This is a genomic window from Moraxella pluranimalium, assembly GCF_002014825.1.
Lineage (GTDB): Bacteria > Pseudomonadota > Gammaproteobacteria > Pseudomonadales > Moraxellaceae > Moraxella > Moraxella pluranimalium.
Genome location: NZ_MUYU01000025.1, coordinates 16,594 through 33,184, shown reverse-complemented (window position 1 = coordinate 33,184; position 16,591 = coordinate 16,594). Strand labels below are relative to the sequence as shown.

Sequence of the window (16,591 nt, the reverse complement as noted above, 5' to 3'; positions counted from 1 at the left end):
ACACAACAACTTAACAATCACCGACAAACACTCACAAAACATAGCATCGTACTTATGAACAAGTGCGACATCCTGCTGAATTTTATAGACCATAAAGCACAATTTTTCAAGCTTTATGTTACAATAGATAAAACACAGAAGAGAAATTTTTAAGGTAAATTATGACCAACAAAACAAAAAAAACCAAATGGAATGACCCCAATGCAGCGGTCGAAGCAACAAAATACCAAAACCCAATTCCGTCACGCCTGCTGATTTTGCAGACAGTGGCAGACATCACCAATCAAGGCAATCCTGCCACCCAAGAATCGCTTGCCATGCATTTTGGCATCTTGGATGATGAAGATAAATTTTTTGCCCTGACCAATCGCCTAAAGGCCATGCTCAGAGATTCTCAGCTTGAGCGTAGCGATGGTATTCATTTTAGTGTCGCCCCCTTGCCGACCATCTTGACTGGCACAGTATCCGCCAACCCAAAAGGCTTTGGCTTTGTGGTGCTGCCTGATATGCCTGACTTGTTTTTGCACGAAAAACAAATGCGACTGGTCTTTGATGGCGATACGGTCGAAGTGGTCGCTAGCGAATACCGTGGCAAGGCAGAAGCACGCATCACGACGGTGACACACCGTCATCAGCTGGAGTTCATTGGCAAACTTGCTTATGACGGCGAAGGCTTTTTTGTGCAGTTATCTGGTGCTAACGCCCATCAGCCCATCACCGTCAGCGATGACAATGTGATGGCGATGAATGCTGGTATCGGTGATGATGTCAAGGTTGCCATCATCGATTTGCCGACTTATCAAGAGTTCGCTACTGGCAAAATCACCGAACTACTGAGCAACCTGAATGATCGTGAATTAATCATCGAGACCACGCTGTATAATTATGGCATTCCGCATGAATTTAGCAAAGAGACGCTCAAGCAGGCATCAAGCTTTGATGAGCCATCTGATAAGGACTTTGCAGGGCGTGTGGATTTGCGTCATTTGCCACTGGTGACCATCGACGGTGAAGATTCTCGTGACTTTGACGATGCTGTCTATGCCGAAAAGCGTGCTGGCGGTAACTATCGTGTCGTCGTCGCCATCGCTGATGTCAGCCATTATGTCACGCCACGCTCACCGCTTGATGTCGATGCTTATGAGCGTGGTACTTCGGTATATTTCCCACATCGAGTCATTCCGATGCTACCAGAAGCCCTATCCAACGGCTTGTGTTCATTGAACCCAAAGGTTGACCGTCTGTGCATGGTCGCTGATATTAAGGTCTCTCGTGGCGGCAAGGTGACTGGCTATGAGTTCTACCCTGCGGTGATGCACTCACAGGCACGCTTGACCTATAATCAAGTCAATGCCTATTTTAACGACCCGACCAACGAAACCCTGCCCGATGATTTGGTGCGTAATGGCGATGTGCTCAAATCGATTGATACTTTGCATCAGCTGTACCAAATCCTAGATGCCCGTCGTGAAGAGCGAGGTGCGATGGCGTTTGAGACCGCTGAGACTTATATCAAATTTGGCAAAGATGGCGACATCGTCGATATCGTCGCTCGCACTCGTGGTGATGCACACAAGCTCATCGAAGAGATGATGCTACTTGCCAATACCTGTGCGGCAAATTTTGCACTCAAGCACGAACTGCCTGTGCTGTATCGCAACCACGATAAGCCCAATGACGAAAAATCTGCTCGCCTGCACGAGTATGTCAAAAGCTTTGGCCTATCATTCCCAAGCGAGTCGCCAACGCATGAAGATTATCAGCGTATCATCAAGGCCACTGCCGACCGCCCTGATGCGGCAAGCATCCATAGTATGCTACTACGCTCGATGATGCAGGCGAATTATAGCCCTGATAATATTGGACATTTTGGCTTGGCGTATGATGAATACAGCCATTTTACCAGCCCAATTCGTCGCTATCCGGATTTGATGCTACATCGTGCCATCAAAGACAAAGTCACCGGCCAAAAACCTGCCGATACCCTATATGGCTCGCTCGATGAAGCCGGTGAGCAGACAAGCCTTACTGAACGCCGTGCCGAAGAAGCATCCCGTGATGTCGAAACATGGCTAAAATGCCACTATATGCAGCGTCATATCGGTGATGAATTTACCGCAACTGTCGCCACGGTGACAAGCTTTGGGCTGTTTGTAACTCTCAATGAGCTGTTTATCGAAGGTTTGATTCACATCTCAGGACTGGGCAATGAGTACTTTGATTATGATGAGCGAGAACAAAAACTCATCGGCGATAAAGGCTCAAAATTCGGACTGGGTGACAGCCTACTGATCCAAGTGGCAGGTGTGAATATGGATTTATTGCAAATTGACTTTAAACTCATCGAACAGCTGAGCCAATTGGGCAGTGATGGCGTTGCCAAAGCCATCGATAAACCCAAATCAACAGGCAAGGCAGGTAAATCAGGCAACTTGGGCAAAACCAAAAGCCGCCGCAAAGCCAAAGCTTAAGCGTAAAATCATAAGGATATGAGATGAATAATAAACCTAAAGCACGCTATCCATTCTTGGAAGATATCACAGACTGGCTCACCGCCTATATGCTTAGCGGTGTGCTGGTCGGCATTCTTGGCATGGGCGGTCTGTGGCTATTGATTGGCTCGGCGGTGTTTTTGATGGTGATTTTGGCTTTTTCGGTAAATTTCCCCAAAACCAAGTTTAAGATTTATGCCTTTGGCTTGGCGGTTTATATCGCTTATCTAATCAGTCAAATCATCGCCACAGGCAATCCATCCTTGAGCGTACCGTGGGTGCTGATGATTGTACTTGGGCTGACCCAAGCCATCTTGACTGTACGATATTATCAAAATAAACTTAAGAAATAATATGACACAATCCATCCAACAGATTCAGATGCTTGGCGAATTACAGACATGGCAGATGACGCACCTTAGCGATACCATCGACCAAGCACTGACGCAGGCCGCCCTACCCAGTCCGCTTGATGATGCTTGTCGCTATGCGATGAGTAATGGCGGTAAACGAGTGCGGCCACTGCTTGTCTTGGCGACTTTTTTGACGGTATCAGCGCATACATCTCGCCCCATCACCACAGCGCAGATGGCGTGGGTACTGCGTGCAATGGCAGCCGTTGAGATGATACACGGATATTCGCTCGTACATGATGATTTGCCTTGTATGGATGATGATGAGCTACGCCGTGGCAAGCCGACTTGTCATGTGGTCTATGGTGAAGGTGTGGCACTCTTGGCAGGTGATGCCTTGCAGTCAATTGCCTTTGAAGTGCTGGCTGGGTCATCAGATGAGCCGTCTGATATCAGCCTAAAGCTATTACAAACACTTGTGCCACGAGCACGGCGCATGGTGACAGGTCAGATGCTCGATATCGAAGGTGAACAAAAAACACTCAATCAAGACGAGCTCGAAGCCATCCACCGTGATAAGACAGGCGCACTCATCGAAGCATCAGTGATGATGGGTGGCATCTGCGCTCATGCTGATGATACGATGATGCAAAAGCTCGGTCAATATGCTCGCTCGGTAGGGCTTGCCTTTCAGGTGCAAGATGATGTACTGGATGTCACCGCCGATACCGCCACGCTAGGCAAGCCTGCCGGCAGTGATGAAAAACTTGAAAAATCCACCTATGTCAAACTGCTCGGTGTCGATGGCGCACGCCGTTATGCCGACCAGTTATTTGATGATGCCGAACAAGCCGTGGCGTCGTTTGGCGATGACAATTTATTGTCGCAGATTGTACAGTGGCTACAGGTGCGTGCGTTTTGAGCAGTAGGCTTGACGATAAACCCGTCAAGCCTTTTTTAACAGCTTATCCATCGCCACAGGCTTTGCCAAATTCTCACCATCAGCCCACACAAAATCCGCATGAACCGATTGTAGCGAGTGATTTAGCAGTTGATACAACCGCTCATCCACCTTGAGCGTCACAAGATAGATATGCCAGTGAAAATGCGTCAGCGTATGCTTGATATGATGCTCTACGGGCGGATGTGGTAGCGTACCAAGCGCATCAAATAGCACCTGCTCAGCTAGTGATGACATCTCGGTCGCATTATCCATCAGCTGATTAAGCATATCTTGGCTAAGCAACCCATCCGCATCCGATGCCAGTGTCATCATTGGCAAGCACCACAGCCCATCCCAGATACCGCCATCATTATGTCGTTGCAGCCATAGCGTATCATCTTGGTACATGAGTGCGACCGCTAGACTATGGCGGTGCGGCTTGGGTGCAGATTTTTTCTTGACAGGATAAGTGGCTTGTTTGCCCATAAGCCGTGCTTGGCAGTCGATTGCCACAGGGCAGATATCGCACTTGGGCTTGGTGCGAGTGCAGATGGTCGCCCCCAAATCCATCATCGCTTGTGCGTATTTACCGCTATCCATCTTAGGTGTCAAAGCGGTGGCAAGTTGCCATAGCGCCTTATCGGTAGCGGACTTGGTGATATCGCCATCAATGGCACGGTGGCGTGTCAGCACTCGCTTGACATTGCCATCACAAATCACCCCAAAATCACGCACACCCATCGCCACAATCGCCCCTGCAGTGGAGCGTCCAACACCTTTGATGGCTTGCCACTCATCCACCGTCTGCGGAAAATGACCAGTTTTATCAATAAAATCAGCCACTTGAACCGCCCCTGCGTGTAGATTGCGTGCCCGAGCATAGTAGCCAAGCCCCGCCCATAAGGTCGCAACATCATCCCATGACGCTACCGCCAAATCCTGCACGGTGGGGAATTTTGCCAAAAACCGCTCAAAATACCCCATCACTGTCGCCACCTGCGTCTGCTGTAGCATCACTTCAGACAGCCATACCGCATAGATATCAGCATGGTCTTGATGATGAAACTGCCACGGCAAATCATGTCGCCCCGATTGCTCAAACCACGCCAAAAGCCGTGTGGCAAATTTGCTTGGCAATACCATCTCGGTAGTATCACAGGTGCTGATTGTCAAATCCGCTGTCAAATTGGTTGTTGTCATGATGATTAACTGCTAAAATTCGTTCATTATAAAAAGCTATGACACCAATTACAATCTTTGTTTTGCACGCACCGATGATGAGCCGATTTTTATTCCGTACCGCTTGTGTAGCGATAACCATCCTGCTTAGCAGTTGTACCATCAGCCTTGAGCCTACACCAAATCCAAGCCCAAGCCCAACGCCAAACACAGTACCGACGCCAAGCGATACCACGCCTGCGGTTTCGCCACTTAGCTATCGCTTTGAGACGGGATTTGACAGCTATCAAGCTTGCCAACATCAATTTTATCAAAGCGCGCCTGCGCTTGTCGGCACAAAAGGCGATAAGCTCAACCGTCAGCTGTATGCGCTGTGCTTTGACGGCTTTGCCACGCTGTATTCGGGCATCTCTCGCACGCCATTTTGGTCGGCATCGCACCTGACCAATCAGCGAGTACAACAAGCTCGCACCTTAGCGCGTAATGACAGCTTTCGTGCCGAGCGCCGATTGCCAAGCGATGTGCGTGCCGAGCTTGCCGACTATCGCCGTTCGGGGTTTGACCGTGGACACATCGCCCCCAATGGCGACATGGCGACCGTCGATGAGCAGTATGCTAGCTTTAGCCTTGCCAATATCGCACCCCAACATGGCGAGCACAACCGCAATCTTTGGCGTCATATCGAAAACGCCACCCGCACGCTGGCAGTACGCTATGGTGAAGTGTATGTGGTGACTGGCGTGGTCTTTGATGGGCAAAGCGTACAGCGTATCGGCGGCCGTGTAATGGTGCCGAGCCACTTTTTTAAGGCGGTATATATCCCAAAGCTAAACCAAGCTGGCGTGTATTATTCGCCCAATGACAGCACGGGCAATTATGAAGTCATCAGCTTACAAGCGCTTGCCAAGCGTACGGGCATCCTTGCCATGCCAAGTCTTGCGACCGCCGTCCAAAACCACGCCCATGCCCTACCTAGCCCAATGACCGACAAGCAAGCCGAAGCCATCATGCTTAATACGCCCCACAGCTGGCTTGCCTTTGGTGATGCGATGGTGCGCTATGTGGTGACATTTTTAAGAAGTTAAATAATACAAGCTAAATGAATACTCTAATGAATGACATGACAACGATGACACCTTTTGATAATGACCATGAAGTGCTGACCATCGGCGGTTTGACCATCGAAAACGGCTTGGATACTGTGGTGCTGTTTGGGGAATTGACGATTGCCAAAAGCAAAGACGGACTTGCCCAAGCCAAAGCACTACAAGCCATCAGTAGTCAGCTTGTGACAGCGCTTGAGCAGATGGCAGATTTGCCCGATGAGATGAGCGTAGCGACTGCCCCAGTTGAAGAGATTGACAATCCATTTGCCTAAAATTTAACCAAAGCATTTCTCCATCAAAGTCAATAAGATACAAGCGTTCACCGACTGTAACAAAAGCATGGCAAATCACTACAAAAATCTGTCTATACCGGTTTGCTTTTGTTGTATAGCTTGGTTATAATGCCATTAAGCTTGTACACACAAGTGGGTTTATTGATTATCCATGACAAACCACAAGGAGTGAATTATGAAATTTGCAACCAAACTAATGGCAATCGGTGCTGGCGTTCTACTATCAGCATCAGCAATGGCAGCTGACCCAATCGTCGGTAAATGGAAGATGACCGAAAAAGGTGAAGCCAAAGCCATCATCACCATCAGCCAATCAGGTGATAAATTCGTTGGCGTGATGACCAAAGGTCTAACCGAAAAAGCCAAAAAAACCGAAGGTCGCACCATCCTAACTGACATCCAGTCACAAGGTGGCGGCAAGTACAAAGGTAAAGGCGAACACCCAACACTACGCATCAAAGGCACAGTGAACATCACGGTAAGCGGTAACAACCTAACCATCAAGAGCATCACTGGCACTCAAACAGGCGTAAGACAATAATCTTACCAAGCTATTTAATTGGCTCTGTTTAACAAAATGCACCGTTTTTACGGTGCATTTTTATTTGAAAGACAATTTAAATATGGTATGATTAAATATGATAAATTTAATCCGCCAACAGCCATAAGGAGCGATGATGAAAAAACTAGTTGGACTAGTCACGGTATTGGCAGTAGCTATCACACCCAATTTAGCTAATGCTAATCAAACGCAACAAAAAATCAATATCGTAAAGTCTATATACAGTGAAGCCAAGCGAACAGATGACAGTATGGCTGCAATTATGCGTCATGCAACACCAGGTTTGCGCAATCACTATAACAGAACTACAATTTGTGACAATGATCCATTATGGGGCAATCAAGACCCCCAAACTAATGCTGCTGTCAAAGTTAGTAATGCTTCCAACGGTCGGGTCAAAGCTACCTTTAAGCAATATGGGCAAACAGCAACCAATTATTTTAAATTTAAGTGCACAGGAAACACCTGTAAAATTTCTGATATCTCTTTCTATTCCTGCGAATAGTACAAAATCCTGACAACAAAAAAGNNCTTTTTTGTTGTCAGGATTAATTACTGATCATTCATTGCTAGGACTGTGCCTGTATTAGCAGATGCGTCGATATAGCGAGCGTCACGCCATACGCTATAGCCATTATGTTGAGCATAAGGGCTAAATTTATTTTGGCGGAAATCCGATACCCATTGGTTGCCATCATAGATTTGGATATGACCATGTGGATTTCTAGAAGTGCGATTAAATACTGCAACATCGCCAACCTGTGGTACATAGCCATCATTTTTTAGCTTAACAAAGCCTGCATTAGCTAGAATACCATTTGATGCATACATATAAGCAGATACTTGTGGCGTAAATTGATAACCTGCTGCTTGCAACGCACGACGTACATACAATGCACACTTTTTGAGACTGCTAGAATGAGCAGCTCGTGAAGCAAATTTTGCTGCAATACTAGGTGCGCTATTGGCAGTTAATTGAGCAGGTGCTGCCGATTGGAAATTGGCACTAAAATTGGTAGCAGCTGGTGCAGTACCAGCTTGATAATAAGTGGTGGTACGAGAGCCTTGGGTACTGCTAGCAATCAAACTATTGATTGCATTATCGATGTCCACATCCGGCACACTGGCAACATAAGCATCTGTTGTGTAGTTAGTTTGTGCTGCACTTGATTGTGCTAGCGTTAAGCCAACGGCCGACATTAGCCAAAATACTCGTTTCATGTAGTTTCTCCCACGCTCAAAGCTTGCTTGGCATATTGGCTAAAAATGGTGAGTGCCAATCGTATCCGTAGATACCGCCCCTTTGCTTACTTTGCTCGTGTCTTGATTGTTGGTTTTGATTAAAGCTCGTGGACGCAGCACACTTCCTTTGCGTACTAGAAAAGCGTGTCAAAGATACCCTTTTCTCTTTAGGCGTGATACACTTGCTCTGCGGACACCATGTCCATAGGCTCTAATGTTATCCAAGGTGAGATATGTCTGATTCTACAAAAACCACAGCCATCAATGATTTGCTTGCCAAAACTTGCAAGCCCAATCATCTAGCAAGCCAACTTGAACATCAAGCCGCTGCTGGCGCTGCTGTCCCAAAGCATCTGTCGCATCAGTATTACCATCTGCAACAGACCACACAACTTGTCCGCCAAGCACTGTCTCAGATTTTTCCTGAACAGATGCTGACAACTTGTTATGTGGTGGCTACTTTGCCGGCCGAGATTACCCTAGCAATGGGTTCATCGACCGCTGCCAATCACGCACGCTATATGATGATGGATTGTGTTCAAGCTTTGCGTGCATATGATGAGCGCTTTTGTCAATTACAGTCAATCAAGGTGATTTTGGCACCGCAAATGACCCAATCAGACTCTCGCCAAGATGATCCAAAAAGAACCCTAAGCGAAAACACGAAGCAAATCATAGCACAATCCGCTCAATTTGTCACCAAAAATGAACGTCTGCATACAGCTTTACTTAAATTAGCAGGCAATGATGACTAATCAGATACATTCACTTTGTGGTAATTATTAATAATGTCGTATTCAATCCCTTGAACAAATCAAGGGATTTTATTTGTTATATCGTATCTTATTTTTGTAAAGTTTTGTAAACAAACTTTGGACATCATCACGCAAGCTATCAATCCAGCAAATTCCCCAACTTTCGCATGATTGACCCACCTGCCATGCCACTCTGTCCAATCGCTTGATTTATCAAGCTTATAGACACCCCACAAACAAAAATCCGACCACGACTGACATCGGATCGGATTGGTTTGTATAAATTTTATACAGATTTTACTCGATTTGGCGATATTTCTGCTATTTTGCTAAGCGATTTTTGTTAAGACAGAATAAAAATACAACTGTAAACTCAATAATCTGTTAGCAACTTGGCTCAACATAAGCAATCGGGCAAGCATCTTTGTCATAAAATGTTACAATTTCATAGCTACTAGGGTCAGCCAGCACCGCACGAATCAGTGCATTATTCACCGCATGGCCTGATTTATATGCCGAAAACTTACCCAACAACGCATGACCAATGACATACAAGTCACCCACCGCATCCAGCATCTTGTGACGGACGAACTCATTTGGGTAACGCAGACCACCTTCATTGACGACAGAATTATCATCGAGCACGACCGCATTATCAAGGCTACCGCCCAATGCCAAATTGTGCTTTTGTAGGTATTCTAAGTCCTTCAAAAATCCAAAGGTGCGCGCTTGACCGACTTCAACGGCGAAATTTGCGGTATTAAAATCAAGCTGCGTGGTCTGCTCGGTCGCAGCGATGGCAGCATGATTAAAATCAATCTCAAAATCCATCAAAAAGCCATCATCATAAGGCTCAAGGCGCGCCCATTTATCGCCATCATTGACTTCGACGGGCTTGATGATTTTGATGAATTTTTTGAGCTCAGTTTGCTCGCAGATGCCCGCTTGGTCAATCAAGAACAAAAACGGCGCCGCACTACCGTCCATAATCGGAATCTCGGCAGCGTCCACTTGAATGATTAAATTATCCAATCCGCACGCCGCCACCGCAGATAGCAGATGCTCCACCGTGCCCACTCGTGCTTCACCCTGCACCAGATTTGATGACATCATGGTATCCACCACGAGCGTGGCGTCCATCGGTACACTTGCGCCCAAGTCCGTACGCTCAAAGACGATGCCAGTATTTGGCTCGGCAGGCATCAAAGTCAGCGTCACTTTTTTGCCACTGTGTAGCCCAATCCCTGTGGCGGTGATGGGCTTGGCAAGTGTACGTTGAAATAGCTGTGTCATGGTGATACTCGGTTAATTGGTCAAAATATTTCAAAATGTGTCGTTGTAGTAGTTTAACACCTGACACGAATTTTGTCATCAGTCGCACACTCGGCTTTATCAATAATTGTGTTTGATTTGTTTTATGATTTGTAATTTTAATCAATTATCCGACTTATTTTGGCAAAATACATGGATAATTGCCAAATGACTGCATAAAAAAGCACAAAAAAACAGATGCCATCGCTGACATCTGTTCTTTGCTTAAATAGGCTATTAAGCAGAAACGCGAGTTTGGTATTCGCCAGTACGGGTATCGACACGCACGATTTCGTTTTGTTGAACGAATAGCGGTACACGCACAGTTGCGCCAGTTTCTAGGCGTGCAGGCTTACCACCACCGCCTGAAGTATCGCCACGCACACCTGGGTCAGTTTCGACGATTTCAAGCTCAACGAAGTTCGGTGGTGTTACTGACAATGGTGCACCGTTGAATAGGGTGATGGTGCATAGTGCGTTTGAGTTTTCTTTTAGCCATTGTGCTGCATCGCCCATCGCTGTTTTGTCCGCTTGTAGCTGGTCAAAAGTCTCTGGGTGCATAAAGTGCCAAAACTCGCCATCATTATATAGATAGTTCATCTCGACATCCATCACATCAGCACCTTCTAGCGTATCGCCTGATTTGAAGGTTTGCTCAAGCACTTTGCCAGTGCGTAGGTTGCGTAGCTTAACACGGTTAAAGGCTTGACCTTTACCTGGTTTGACATACTCATTTTCGATGATTGAGCATGGGTTGCCGTCTAGCATAACTTTTAGACCGGCTTTAAAATCGTTGGTAGAAAAACTTGCCATAATAATACCTTAATCATTAGCAAAAACAAGAAAAGCACAAAAAGATACTTTTTAAAAAATCAATTTGCCGTCAAAAAATGCGTTATAATGACAAGCAAACGCAATCATGACTTTCAAACATTGCATTATATAAAGTTTTACTGATTTTTGTCAAAAAATAAACCATGAAATTATCAAAAATTTTGCACGCAGACTCAAAAAACCCATCACAAAGCAATCAAGACTCATGGCAAAGCGAGCTTGCTGATGGTATCAGCGATGTCGATGAGCTGTTATCCTTGCTAGATTTGCCAAGTGGTGATAGCCATACGCCCAAAAAATTCCCCCTGCGTGTGCCAAAAGCCTTTGTCGCCAAAATGCAAAAAGGCAATGCCCAAGACCCGCTGTTATTACAAGTATTGCCAAGCCATCAAGAAACGCTAGCGGTTGCAGGTTATGGCACTGACCCACTCGATGAGAATAACCACAATCCTATCAAGGGATTATTGCATAAATACCGCTCACGAGTGCTACTGACCGTCACAGGGGCGTGTGCGGTGCATTGTCGGTACTGTTTTCGTCAGCATTTTGACTATGGGGCGAACCTGCCAAGCCAATCGCAGATGAGTGCGGTGATGGACTATATCAAACAGCACGCCGATGTCAATGAAGTGCTACTAAGCGGTGGCGACCCGCTCAATCTCAATCAGCGCAAGCTGTCGCTATGGTTCGATGCCATTGCTGCTTTGCCAAACATTCACACCATCCGCCTACACACTCGCCTGCCTGTGGTTCTGCCTAATCGTGTCGATGATGAGCTACTTGCCCTATTCGCCAATTCTCCAAAAAAACTGGTGATGGTGCTACACATCAATCACCCCAATGAAATCGATGAGATATTGATTGATAAATGCCAACAGCTCAAATCAGCTGGTGTCACCCTGCTGAACCAAACTGTACTCTTAAAAGGCATCAATGATGATGCAGACACGCTATCGGCACTTAGCCATCGTCTGTTTGATGCAGGGATTTTGCCCTATTATCTGCATATACTGGATAAGGTACAAGGTGCGGCGCATTTTGATTTGCCGATTGAGCAGGCGGTGACTATTTATTGGCAACTGCTCGAAACCTTGCCCGGATATCTGGTGCCAAAGCTTGTGCAAGAGTTGCCCAATCGCCCATTTAAGACGCCGATTGATATTTATCGCCATCAAAATCGCTGAAATTTCGCAATTTTTTGAAAAAACTGCTTGCATTATCCAAAAACTCTGCTAGAATAACGCACATCTTAGGCGTATAGCTCAGTTGGTTAGAGCACCACCTTGACATGGTGGGGGTCGATGGTTCGAGTCCGTTTACGCCTACCAAACATTAATTTAAGGGTGTCCATTTCGGTGTGACACCCTTTTATTTTCAAGGGTTTTCGCCCTTTTCCTTGTCCTACATAGTCCGCCTAAATCCCTTTAAATCCGAATAAAATGTTGGTATCATTGTTGGTATCGGATTTTGTGATACCAACAATGGGGCTAAAATGCTGACTGATACCGCCATAAAAAAGCTTAAGCCATCAGACAAATGTACGCATGGCAAAGTAGATAAATACACCGATGGGAACGGCTTACAACTTTGGGTAAGACATACGGGCGTAAAATCATGGGTGATTGCCTATCGATGGCATGGCAAACAGCAAAGCATGACCATTGGCACATATCCAACTATCAGCCTACAGCAGGCACGCATACACGCCCTATCAATCAAAGAGAAAATCAAACAAGGCATTGACCCAAAGCACGCCAAGCCATCAGCGGTGCTATTTGGTGATGTGGCACACGCCTATCATGAGAGCCGTAACCCTGCAAGCCCTGCCAATGCAGGCAAAAAGACCGTTACGCCTAGCACCTATCAAAAAGACTTTAATTTATACCAACGGGATATAGCCCCAAAGCTTGCCCATATCGATGTAAAAGCCATCACGCCTGCAATGGTGTTTGATGTGATTAGTGCCATTGATAAAAGGGGTGCAGGTGATATGGCAAGGCGTGCTAATCGCCAAATTGGTGCTATCTATGACCACGCTATCATACATGACCAATTCAACGGCATATCACCGCATAAGGGGCTAGAAAAGCGACTGCAGGAACGCACCGAGCGACACTTTGCACGCATTGAATTTAACGAATTAAACGCCCTATTTGCCGATATTGATCATTCCAATTGTGAGCCATTAACCAAGCTTGCCATTCGGTTTATTTGTTATACCATGGTTAGAACCATTGAAATGCGGTTTATGACATGGCAGGAAATAGACTGGCAGGCGTGTTTGTGGCGCATCCCTGCCAAGCGTATGAAAATGGGCAAAGAACACATTATTCCATTATCTAGCCAAGCCATAGAGATTTTACAGACCATCAAGGCAATGGGGCTAAGTGATGAATTTGTATTTTATAACACCGTATCAAAAGCCCCAGTTAGTGAGAACTTTATCACCAGTGCATTAAAGCGGTTAGGGTGGCAAGGCAAAATGACTGGTCACGGCTTTAGGGGATTAGCAAGTACTACATTACACGAACGCCAATATATACATGAAGCTATTGAACTACAGCTTGCACACCAAAAAAAGGATAAAGTGGCAGGGGCGTATGACCACGCCAAGCATATCCCCTACCGCCAACAGATGATGCAAGAATGGGCAGATATGATAGATGGTGAAATAGGGAAAATTAATTATTTACCCTAGAAAATGGGGAAAGTAGGAAAGTAACTACCGCAAACCCTTGCTATATAAGGCTTTGTGGCACTTTCCCATAAAAAATTATCAAAGGAAAGTAGGGGAAAGTAGGAAAGTAAAACGATGCAACGAAAACCGCCAAGCCTTGAAAATAAAGGGCTTGCCAACTTTCCTATCACTTTCCCCACACTTTCCCAACTTTCCTACCATTTGGGAAAGTAACGGCATTTTTGGCGGTATTGTAGTTTGTTGTAGATTGGCATCATCTAAAGCGGTGATGATAGACGAACTTAGACGAACTTAGACGAAAAAAACCCACAACAAAAGTTTGTTGTAGATTAGTATAATCTAAACACTTTCGCAGGGCTAGGAGTAGCTACCGAAAGGCGGTTATTTTTGCACCTTAGACCGCCACGCCCTGCACCCTATTTGGTCAAGGTGCTAATTGATAAGGTGCAAAAAAAATGGGATTTTTTGATGAACTGATCAAACAAAAAGATGGTGAATATATACCAGTTTGGCAATGGGTGAATGAATTGGCAATATCGCATGATAGCGATATACAAGCGGTGATTACACACTTGCAAACTACCTATAAGGATTTAACCGTTTATCGCAGAGATGAAAAAGCGGTTTACACACCGAAAAGAAAAACAGGGCTAAGCGTGTATGATGAACGCACGATATTTGAAAATACTTTGGACACGCTACAAAGCTACATTGATAGCTTTACTGGTGAATTGAATGTTTATAAACTTGAACATGATACAGCAAGCAACCCAACCTATACCGACTATTTGAAAAAATCAGAATTGCCGACATTTGGGGAACAATCACCAAGCATGGCAGGCGTGAATGACAGCAACAGCCCCATGAATGCAGGTGAGATAATAGCAGGCTTACAAACACGCATTTTAGACCTACAAAGACAGCTTAACGCCACGACCGCAAACGATGACAGCCAACAGCAGATAGCAGACCTGCAGGCAGAGAATGCCAAGCTAAAGGCACGCATTGCAAAACTTGAGAGCGAACTCAACCAACAAGCCAATGCCACGCCTGCCATCAATCACACCAACACGGCATTACAAGCCCTGCATGATGTGCTTGTTACGCATTGGCAGGACTATGACCCAACCAACGAAACAACCAAGCCAAAGCAAGAATATATAGAGCGGTGGATTATGGAAAATTACCCCGAATTGAACCAAAGTAAAGCAAGATGGATTGATAAAATTATCCGACATGGCACGCATGATTAACTTTTACCGTTACAGTTTATAGCCCTTGATTTTCAAGGGCTTTTTTATTGCGTGATGGTGATAAATACAGGGGTAACGGTGCTTGCCGTGAGCCTTAATGGTATTGCCGTTACGGTGCATTCACCGCCTATCATACGCCCAAGCACCGCTATAAAGTGCGACAACCACAAGCGAACTATTGGAGCGTATGAAATGGCCAATCAAACCACACTATCACCGCAAGGCATGAGCCGACTTAAAGACATTTTGCCATTACTGCCATTTGGTAAATCGACCCTTTGGAAAATGGTAAAAAACGGCACATTTCCACAGCCTATCAAGTTTGGCACGCATTGCACCGCCTGGAAAAACGCCGATATTTTGGCATGGATTGATGAACAAGGGGGCAATGAATGAACACGCTAGACAGCTACAAGGCATTGATTTTGGCATACCTAAAGACAGGGGCAACGCTTGAGCCAATGACCGCCTTAAACCTTTGGGGGTGTTGGAGCTTATCACAGCGTATCACCGAACTAAAACAGGACGGCTATCCAATCCAATCACGCATGACAACAGCCCCTAGCGGTAAACGCCATGCCATCTATTGGATAGAGCCAAGCGACATTACCAAACTGACAGGAGTGATGGCATGAAAGGATTAGAGGGATTAATAAAAATTCATGTGATGAATGCAGGCGATGGGCTAAGCATTGATAGCATAAAACAGATAATGAACACATTTAACAGCCGTCAAACGCTAAGCCCATTTGTTATTTTTGTAGATGATACCGCATTGGTTTTTGATATTAAAGATGAGAAAGCCGTTGGTTTAGTAACAACGCTTGAACTGGATAACAACGGTAAGCTATACGCCCATGTGCTGCTATCAAAACGCTACCATAATGCCGAATTATACCCCGTTATTTTACCTACAATAACAGGGGATTTATCTGCCTTATTGTTGTTTGATGAGCCGATTTATAAAAATATTGACGCCATCAAGAAACAACAAACCCACAAAGAATAAAAAAAACCCCTAGCCATGCAAACTAGGGGCAAGTATCACTAATACCAACTTATCAATTACCAACGGGGCAATTATAACATGAATAATATTCATCACAAACCATTGAACCATGAAAAAATATCATTTGCTATCGATGCAATGAGCGGTGATAATGGCGTTCTCTCTCAAAATGAAATAGCAGTTTCGCCAAACTGCCAAAAATGGCTTTTTTTACGCCCAAACACCGCCACAAGTGGCATTGGTGCAGGCGTGAACCCATCATATAAGGACTTTGTGCAGACAAAGCACCTATCATATTATGATGGGGTGACACCACAAAATAAGCCATTTGGCGAATATGTGGGGCGGTATCTATTTCAACCGAGAGTGAACCCCATCACCCTATTTGGGCGATTTTCTCAAACTCAAAATGAAATAGGAGCGTTCACCATGAATGCAATCTCAAACACCATTCAAAAATTTTCAATCTTTACCCCTATTGAAAGCCTAATTTTGGGCTTTGTCCTTGGCTTGCCTATCGCTTGCCTTGTCTTTGGCATTCTAGCGGTTATGGGGGTGTAA

The 16,591-nt window shown here is 45.5% G+C and carries 19 protein-coding genes and 1 tRNA gene; 16 read left to right on the top strand and 4 right to left on the bottom strand.

Going from position 1 to position 16,591, the window contains the following annotated elements:
• Positions 1-161 precede the first annotated feature (161 nt).
• From rnr to B0680_RS09015, 3 genes are read left to right on the top strand one after another with little or no spacing between them, the layout of a single operon-like run.
• Positions 162-2,471, top strand: a complete 2,310-nt coding sequence (gene rnr / locus B0680_RS09025) for a ribonuclease R (protein ID WP_078254767.1) — start codon at positions 162-164, stop codon at positions 2,469-2,471.
• 23 nt (positions 2,472-2,494) lie between these two features.
• Complete coding sequence (locus B0680_RS09020) at positions 2,495-2,845, top strand: hypothetical protein (protein ID WP_078254766.1); 351 nt, start codon at positions 2,495-2,497, stop codon at positions 2,843-2,845.
• 1 nt (position 2,846) lies between these two features.
• Positions 2,847-3,767 carry a polyprenyl synthetase family protein gene (locus B0680_RS09015; RefSeq protein ID WP_143821407.1) on the top strand — a complete coding sequence of 307 codons (921 nt, stop codon included), beginning with the start codon at positions 2,847-2,849 and terminating at the stop codon, positions 3,765-3,767.
• 24 nt (positions 3,768-3,791) lie between these two features.
• On the opposite strand, the gene mutY is transcribed toward B0680_RS09015, so the two are convergent.
• Positions 3,792-4,988 carry an A/G-specific adenine glycosylase gene (mutY, locus tag B0680_RS09010; RefSeq protein WP_078254765.1) on the bottom strand — a complete coding sequence of 399 codons (1,197 nt, stop codon included), beginning with the start codon at positions 4,986-4,988 and terminating at the stop codon, positions 3,792-3,794.
• A gap of 38 nt (positions 4,989-5,026) precedes the next feature.
• Between mutY and B0680_RS09005 the strand changes: the two genes are divergently transcribed.
• The 4 genes from B0680_RS09005 (at position 5,027) to B0680_RS08990 (ending at position 7,433) form a co-directional block, all read left to right on the top strand.
• On the top strand, positions 5,027-6,052 hold the full coding sequence (locus tag B0680_RS09005) for a DNA/RNA non-specific endonuclease (RefSeq protein WP_078254764.1): 1,026 nt from the start codon (positions 5,027-5,029) through the stop codon (positions 6,050-6,052).
• A gap of 26 nt (positions 6,053-6,078) precedes the next feature.
• A complete protein-coding gene (locus B0680_RS09000) occupies positions 6,079-6,345 on the top strand; it encodes a hypothetical protein (RefSeq protein WP_228143788.1) in 267 nt (88 codons plus the stop codon).
• A 196-nt stretch (positions 6,346-6,541) separates the two neighbouring features.
• Positions 6,542-6,907, top strand: a complete 366-nt coding sequence (locus B0680_RS08995; RefSeq protein WP_078254763.1) for a DUF2147 domain-containing protein — start codon at positions 6,542-6,544, stop codon at positions 6,905-6,907.
• 136 nt (positions 6,908-7,043) lie between these two features.
• Positions 7,044-7,433 carry a hypothetical protein gene (locus B0680_RS08990; RefSeq protein WP_078254762.1) on the top strand — a complete coding sequence of 130 codons (390 nt, stop codon included), beginning with the start codon at positions 7,044-7,046 and terminating at the stop codon, positions 7,431-7,433.
• A 47-nt stretch (positions 7,434-7,480) separates the two neighbouring features.
• On the opposite strand, the gene B0680_RS08985 is transcribed toward B0680_RS08990, so the two are convergent.
• Positions 7,481-8,149, bottom strand: a complete 669-nt coding sequence (locus tag B0680_RS08985; RefSeq protein WP_078254761.1) for a CHAP domain-containing protein — start codon at positions 8,147-8,149, stop codon at positions 7,481-7,483.
• 254 nt (positions 8,150-8,403) lie between these two features.
• On the opposite strand from B0680_RS08985, the gene B0680_RS08980 reads away from it, so the two are divergent.
• Entirely contained in the window at positions 8,404-8,925 is a 522-nt protein-coding gene (locus B0680_RS08980) for a hypothetical protein (RefSeq protein ID WP_078254760.1), read from the top strand.
• Between the two features lie 384 nt (positions 8,926-9,309).
• Here the strand turns inward: B0680_RS08980 and lpxC are convergent, their stop codons facing one another.
• Positions 9,310-10,218: a UDP-3-O-acyl-N-acetylglucosamine deacetylase gene (lpxC, locus tag B0680_RS08975; protein ID WP_078254759.1), complete on the bottom strand. Its 909-nt coding sequence runs from the start codon at positions 10,216-10,218 to the stop codon at positions 9,310-9,312.
• Between the two features lie 255 nt (positions 10,219-10,473).
• Positions 10,474-11,049: an elongation factor P gene (gene efp, locus B0680_RS08970; RefSeq protein WP_078254758.1), complete on the bottom strand. Its 576-nt coding sequence runs from the start codon at positions 11,047-11,049 to the stop codon at positions 10,474-10,476.
• A 164-nt stretch (positions 11,050-11,213) separates the two neighbouring features.
• On the opposite strand from efp, the gene epmB reads away from it, so the two are divergent.
• From epmB to B0680_RS08930, 8 genes are all read left to right on the top strand, one after another.
• Complete coding sequence (gene epmB, locus B0680_RS08965; RefSeq protein WP_078254757.1) at positions 11,214-12,254, top strand: EF-P beta-lysylation protein EpmB; 1,041 nt, start codon at positions 11,214-11,216, stop codon at positions 12,252-12,254.
• A gap of 67 nt (positions 12,255-12,321) precedes the next feature.
• Positions 12,322-12,398: transfer RNA gene (locus B0680_RS08960), tRNA-Val, on the top strand.
• Positions 12,399-12,562: 164 nt separating this feature from the next.
• Positions 12,563-13,768: a tyrosine-type recombinase/integrase gene (locus B0680_RS08955; RefSeq protein ID WP_078254756.1), complete on the top strand. Its 1,206-nt coding sequence runs from the start codon at positions 12,563-12,565 to the stop codon at positions 13,766-13,768.
• A 455-nt stretch (positions 13,769-14,223) separates the two neighbouring features.
• Positions 14,224-15,021: an FtsB family cell division protein gene (locus tag B0680_RS08950; RefSeq protein WP_078254755.1), complete on the top strand. Its 798-nt coding sequence runs from the start codon at positions 14,224-14,226 to the stop codon at positions 15,019-15,021.
• Positions 15,022-15,213: 192 nt separating this feature from the next.
• Complete coding sequence (locus B0680_RS08945) at positions 15,214-15,417, top strand: helix-turn-helix transcriptional regulator (protein WP_078254754.1); 204 nt, start codon at positions 15,214-15,216, stop codon at positions 15,415-15,417.
• Positions 15,414-15,656 carry a helix-turn-helix domain-containing protein gene (locus tag B0680_RS08940; protein ID WP_078254753.1) on the top strand — a complete coding sequence of 81 codons (243 nt, stop codon included), beginning with the start codon at positions 15,414-15,416 and terminating at the stop codon, positions 15,654-15,656. Before B0680_RS08945 ends, B0680_RS08940 begins: the two co-directional genes overlap by 4 nt.
• Positions 15,653-16,030 (top strand): hypothetical protein, encoded by a 378-nt coding sequence (locus B0680_RS08935; protein WP_078254752.1) that lies wholly within the window; start codon positions 15,653-15,655, stop codon positions 16,028-16,030. The genes B0680_RS08940 and B0680_RS08935 overlap by 4 nt, the downstream gene beginning before the upstream one ends.
• 78 nt (positions 16,031-16,108) lie before the next feature.
• Positions 16,109-16,591, top strand: coding sequence for a hypothetical protein (locus B0680_RS08930; RefSeq protein WP_078254751.1), 483 nt, complete (start codon positions 16,109-16,111; stop codon positions 16,589-16,591).

Coding starts and splice junctions, on each gene's coding strand:
- rnr (WP_078254767.1), top strand. CDS start 162: ATGACCAACAAAACAAAAAAAACCAAATGGAATGACCCCAATGCAGCG.
- B0680_RS09020 (WP_078254766.1), top strand. CDS start 2,495: ATGAATAATAAACCTAAAGCACGCTATCCATTCTTGGAAGATATCACA.
- B0680_RS09015 (WP_143821407.1), top strand. CDS start 2,847: ATGACACAATCCATCCAACAGATTCAGATGCTTGGCGAATTACAGACA.
- mutY (WP_078254765.1), bottom strand. CDS start 4,988: ATGACAACAACCAATTTGACAGCGGATTTGACAATCAGCACCTGTGAT.
- B0680_RS09005 (WP_078254764.1), top strand. CDS start 5,027: ATGACACCAATTACAATCTTTGTTTTGCACGCACCGATGATGAGCCGA.
- B0680_RS09000 (WP_228143788.1), top strand. CDS start 6,079: ATGAATGACATGACAACGATGACACCTTTTGATAATGACCATGAAGTG.
- B0680_RS08995 (WP_078254763.1), top strand. CDS start 6,542: ATGAAATTTGCAACCAAACTAATGGCAATCGGTGCTGGCGTTCTACTA.
- B0680_RS08990 (WP_078254762.1), top strand. CDS start 7,044: ATGAAAAAACTAGTTGGACTAGTCACGGTATTGGCAGTAGCTATCACA.
- B0680_RS08985 (WP_078254761.1), bottom strand. CDS start 8,149: ATGAAACGAGTATTTTGGCTAATGTCGGCCGTTGGCTTAACGCTAGCA.
- B0680_RS08980 (WP_078254760.1), top strand. CDS start 8,404: ATGTCTGATTCTACAAAAACCACAGCCATCAATGATTTGCTTGCCAAA.
- lpxC (WP_078254759.1), bottom strand. CDS start 10,218: ATGACACAGCTATTTCAACGTACACTTGCCAAGCCCATCACCGCCACA.
- efp (WP_078254758.1), bottom strand. CDS start 11,049: ATGGCAAGTTTTTCTACCAACGATTTTAAAGCCGGTCTAAAAGTTATG.
- epmB (WP_078254757.1), top strand. CDS start 11,214: ATGAAATTATCAAAAATTTTGCACGCAGACTCAAAAAACCCATCACAA.
- B0680_RS08955 (WP_078254756.1), top strand. CDS start 12,563: ATGCTGACTGATACCGCCATAAAAAAGCTTAAGCCATCAGACAAATGT.
- B0680_RS08950 (WP_078254755.1), top strand. CDS start 14,224: ATGGGATTTTTTGATGAACTGATCAAACAAAAAGATGGTGAATATATA.
- B0680_RS08945 (WP_078254754.1), top strand. CDS start 15,214: ATGGCCAATCAAACCACACTATCACCGCAAGGCATGAGCCGACTTAAA.
- B0680_RS08940 (WP_078254753.1), top strand. CDS start 15,414: ATGAACACGCTAGACAGCTACAAGGCATTGATTTTGGCATACCTAAAG.
- B0680_RS08935 (WP_078254752.1), top strand. CDS start 15,653: ATGAAAGGATTAGAGGGATTAATAAAAATTCATGTGATGAATGCAGGC.
- B0680_RS08930 (WP_078254751.1), top strand. CDS start 16,109: ATGAATAATATTCATCACAAACCATTGAACCATGAAAAAATATCATTT.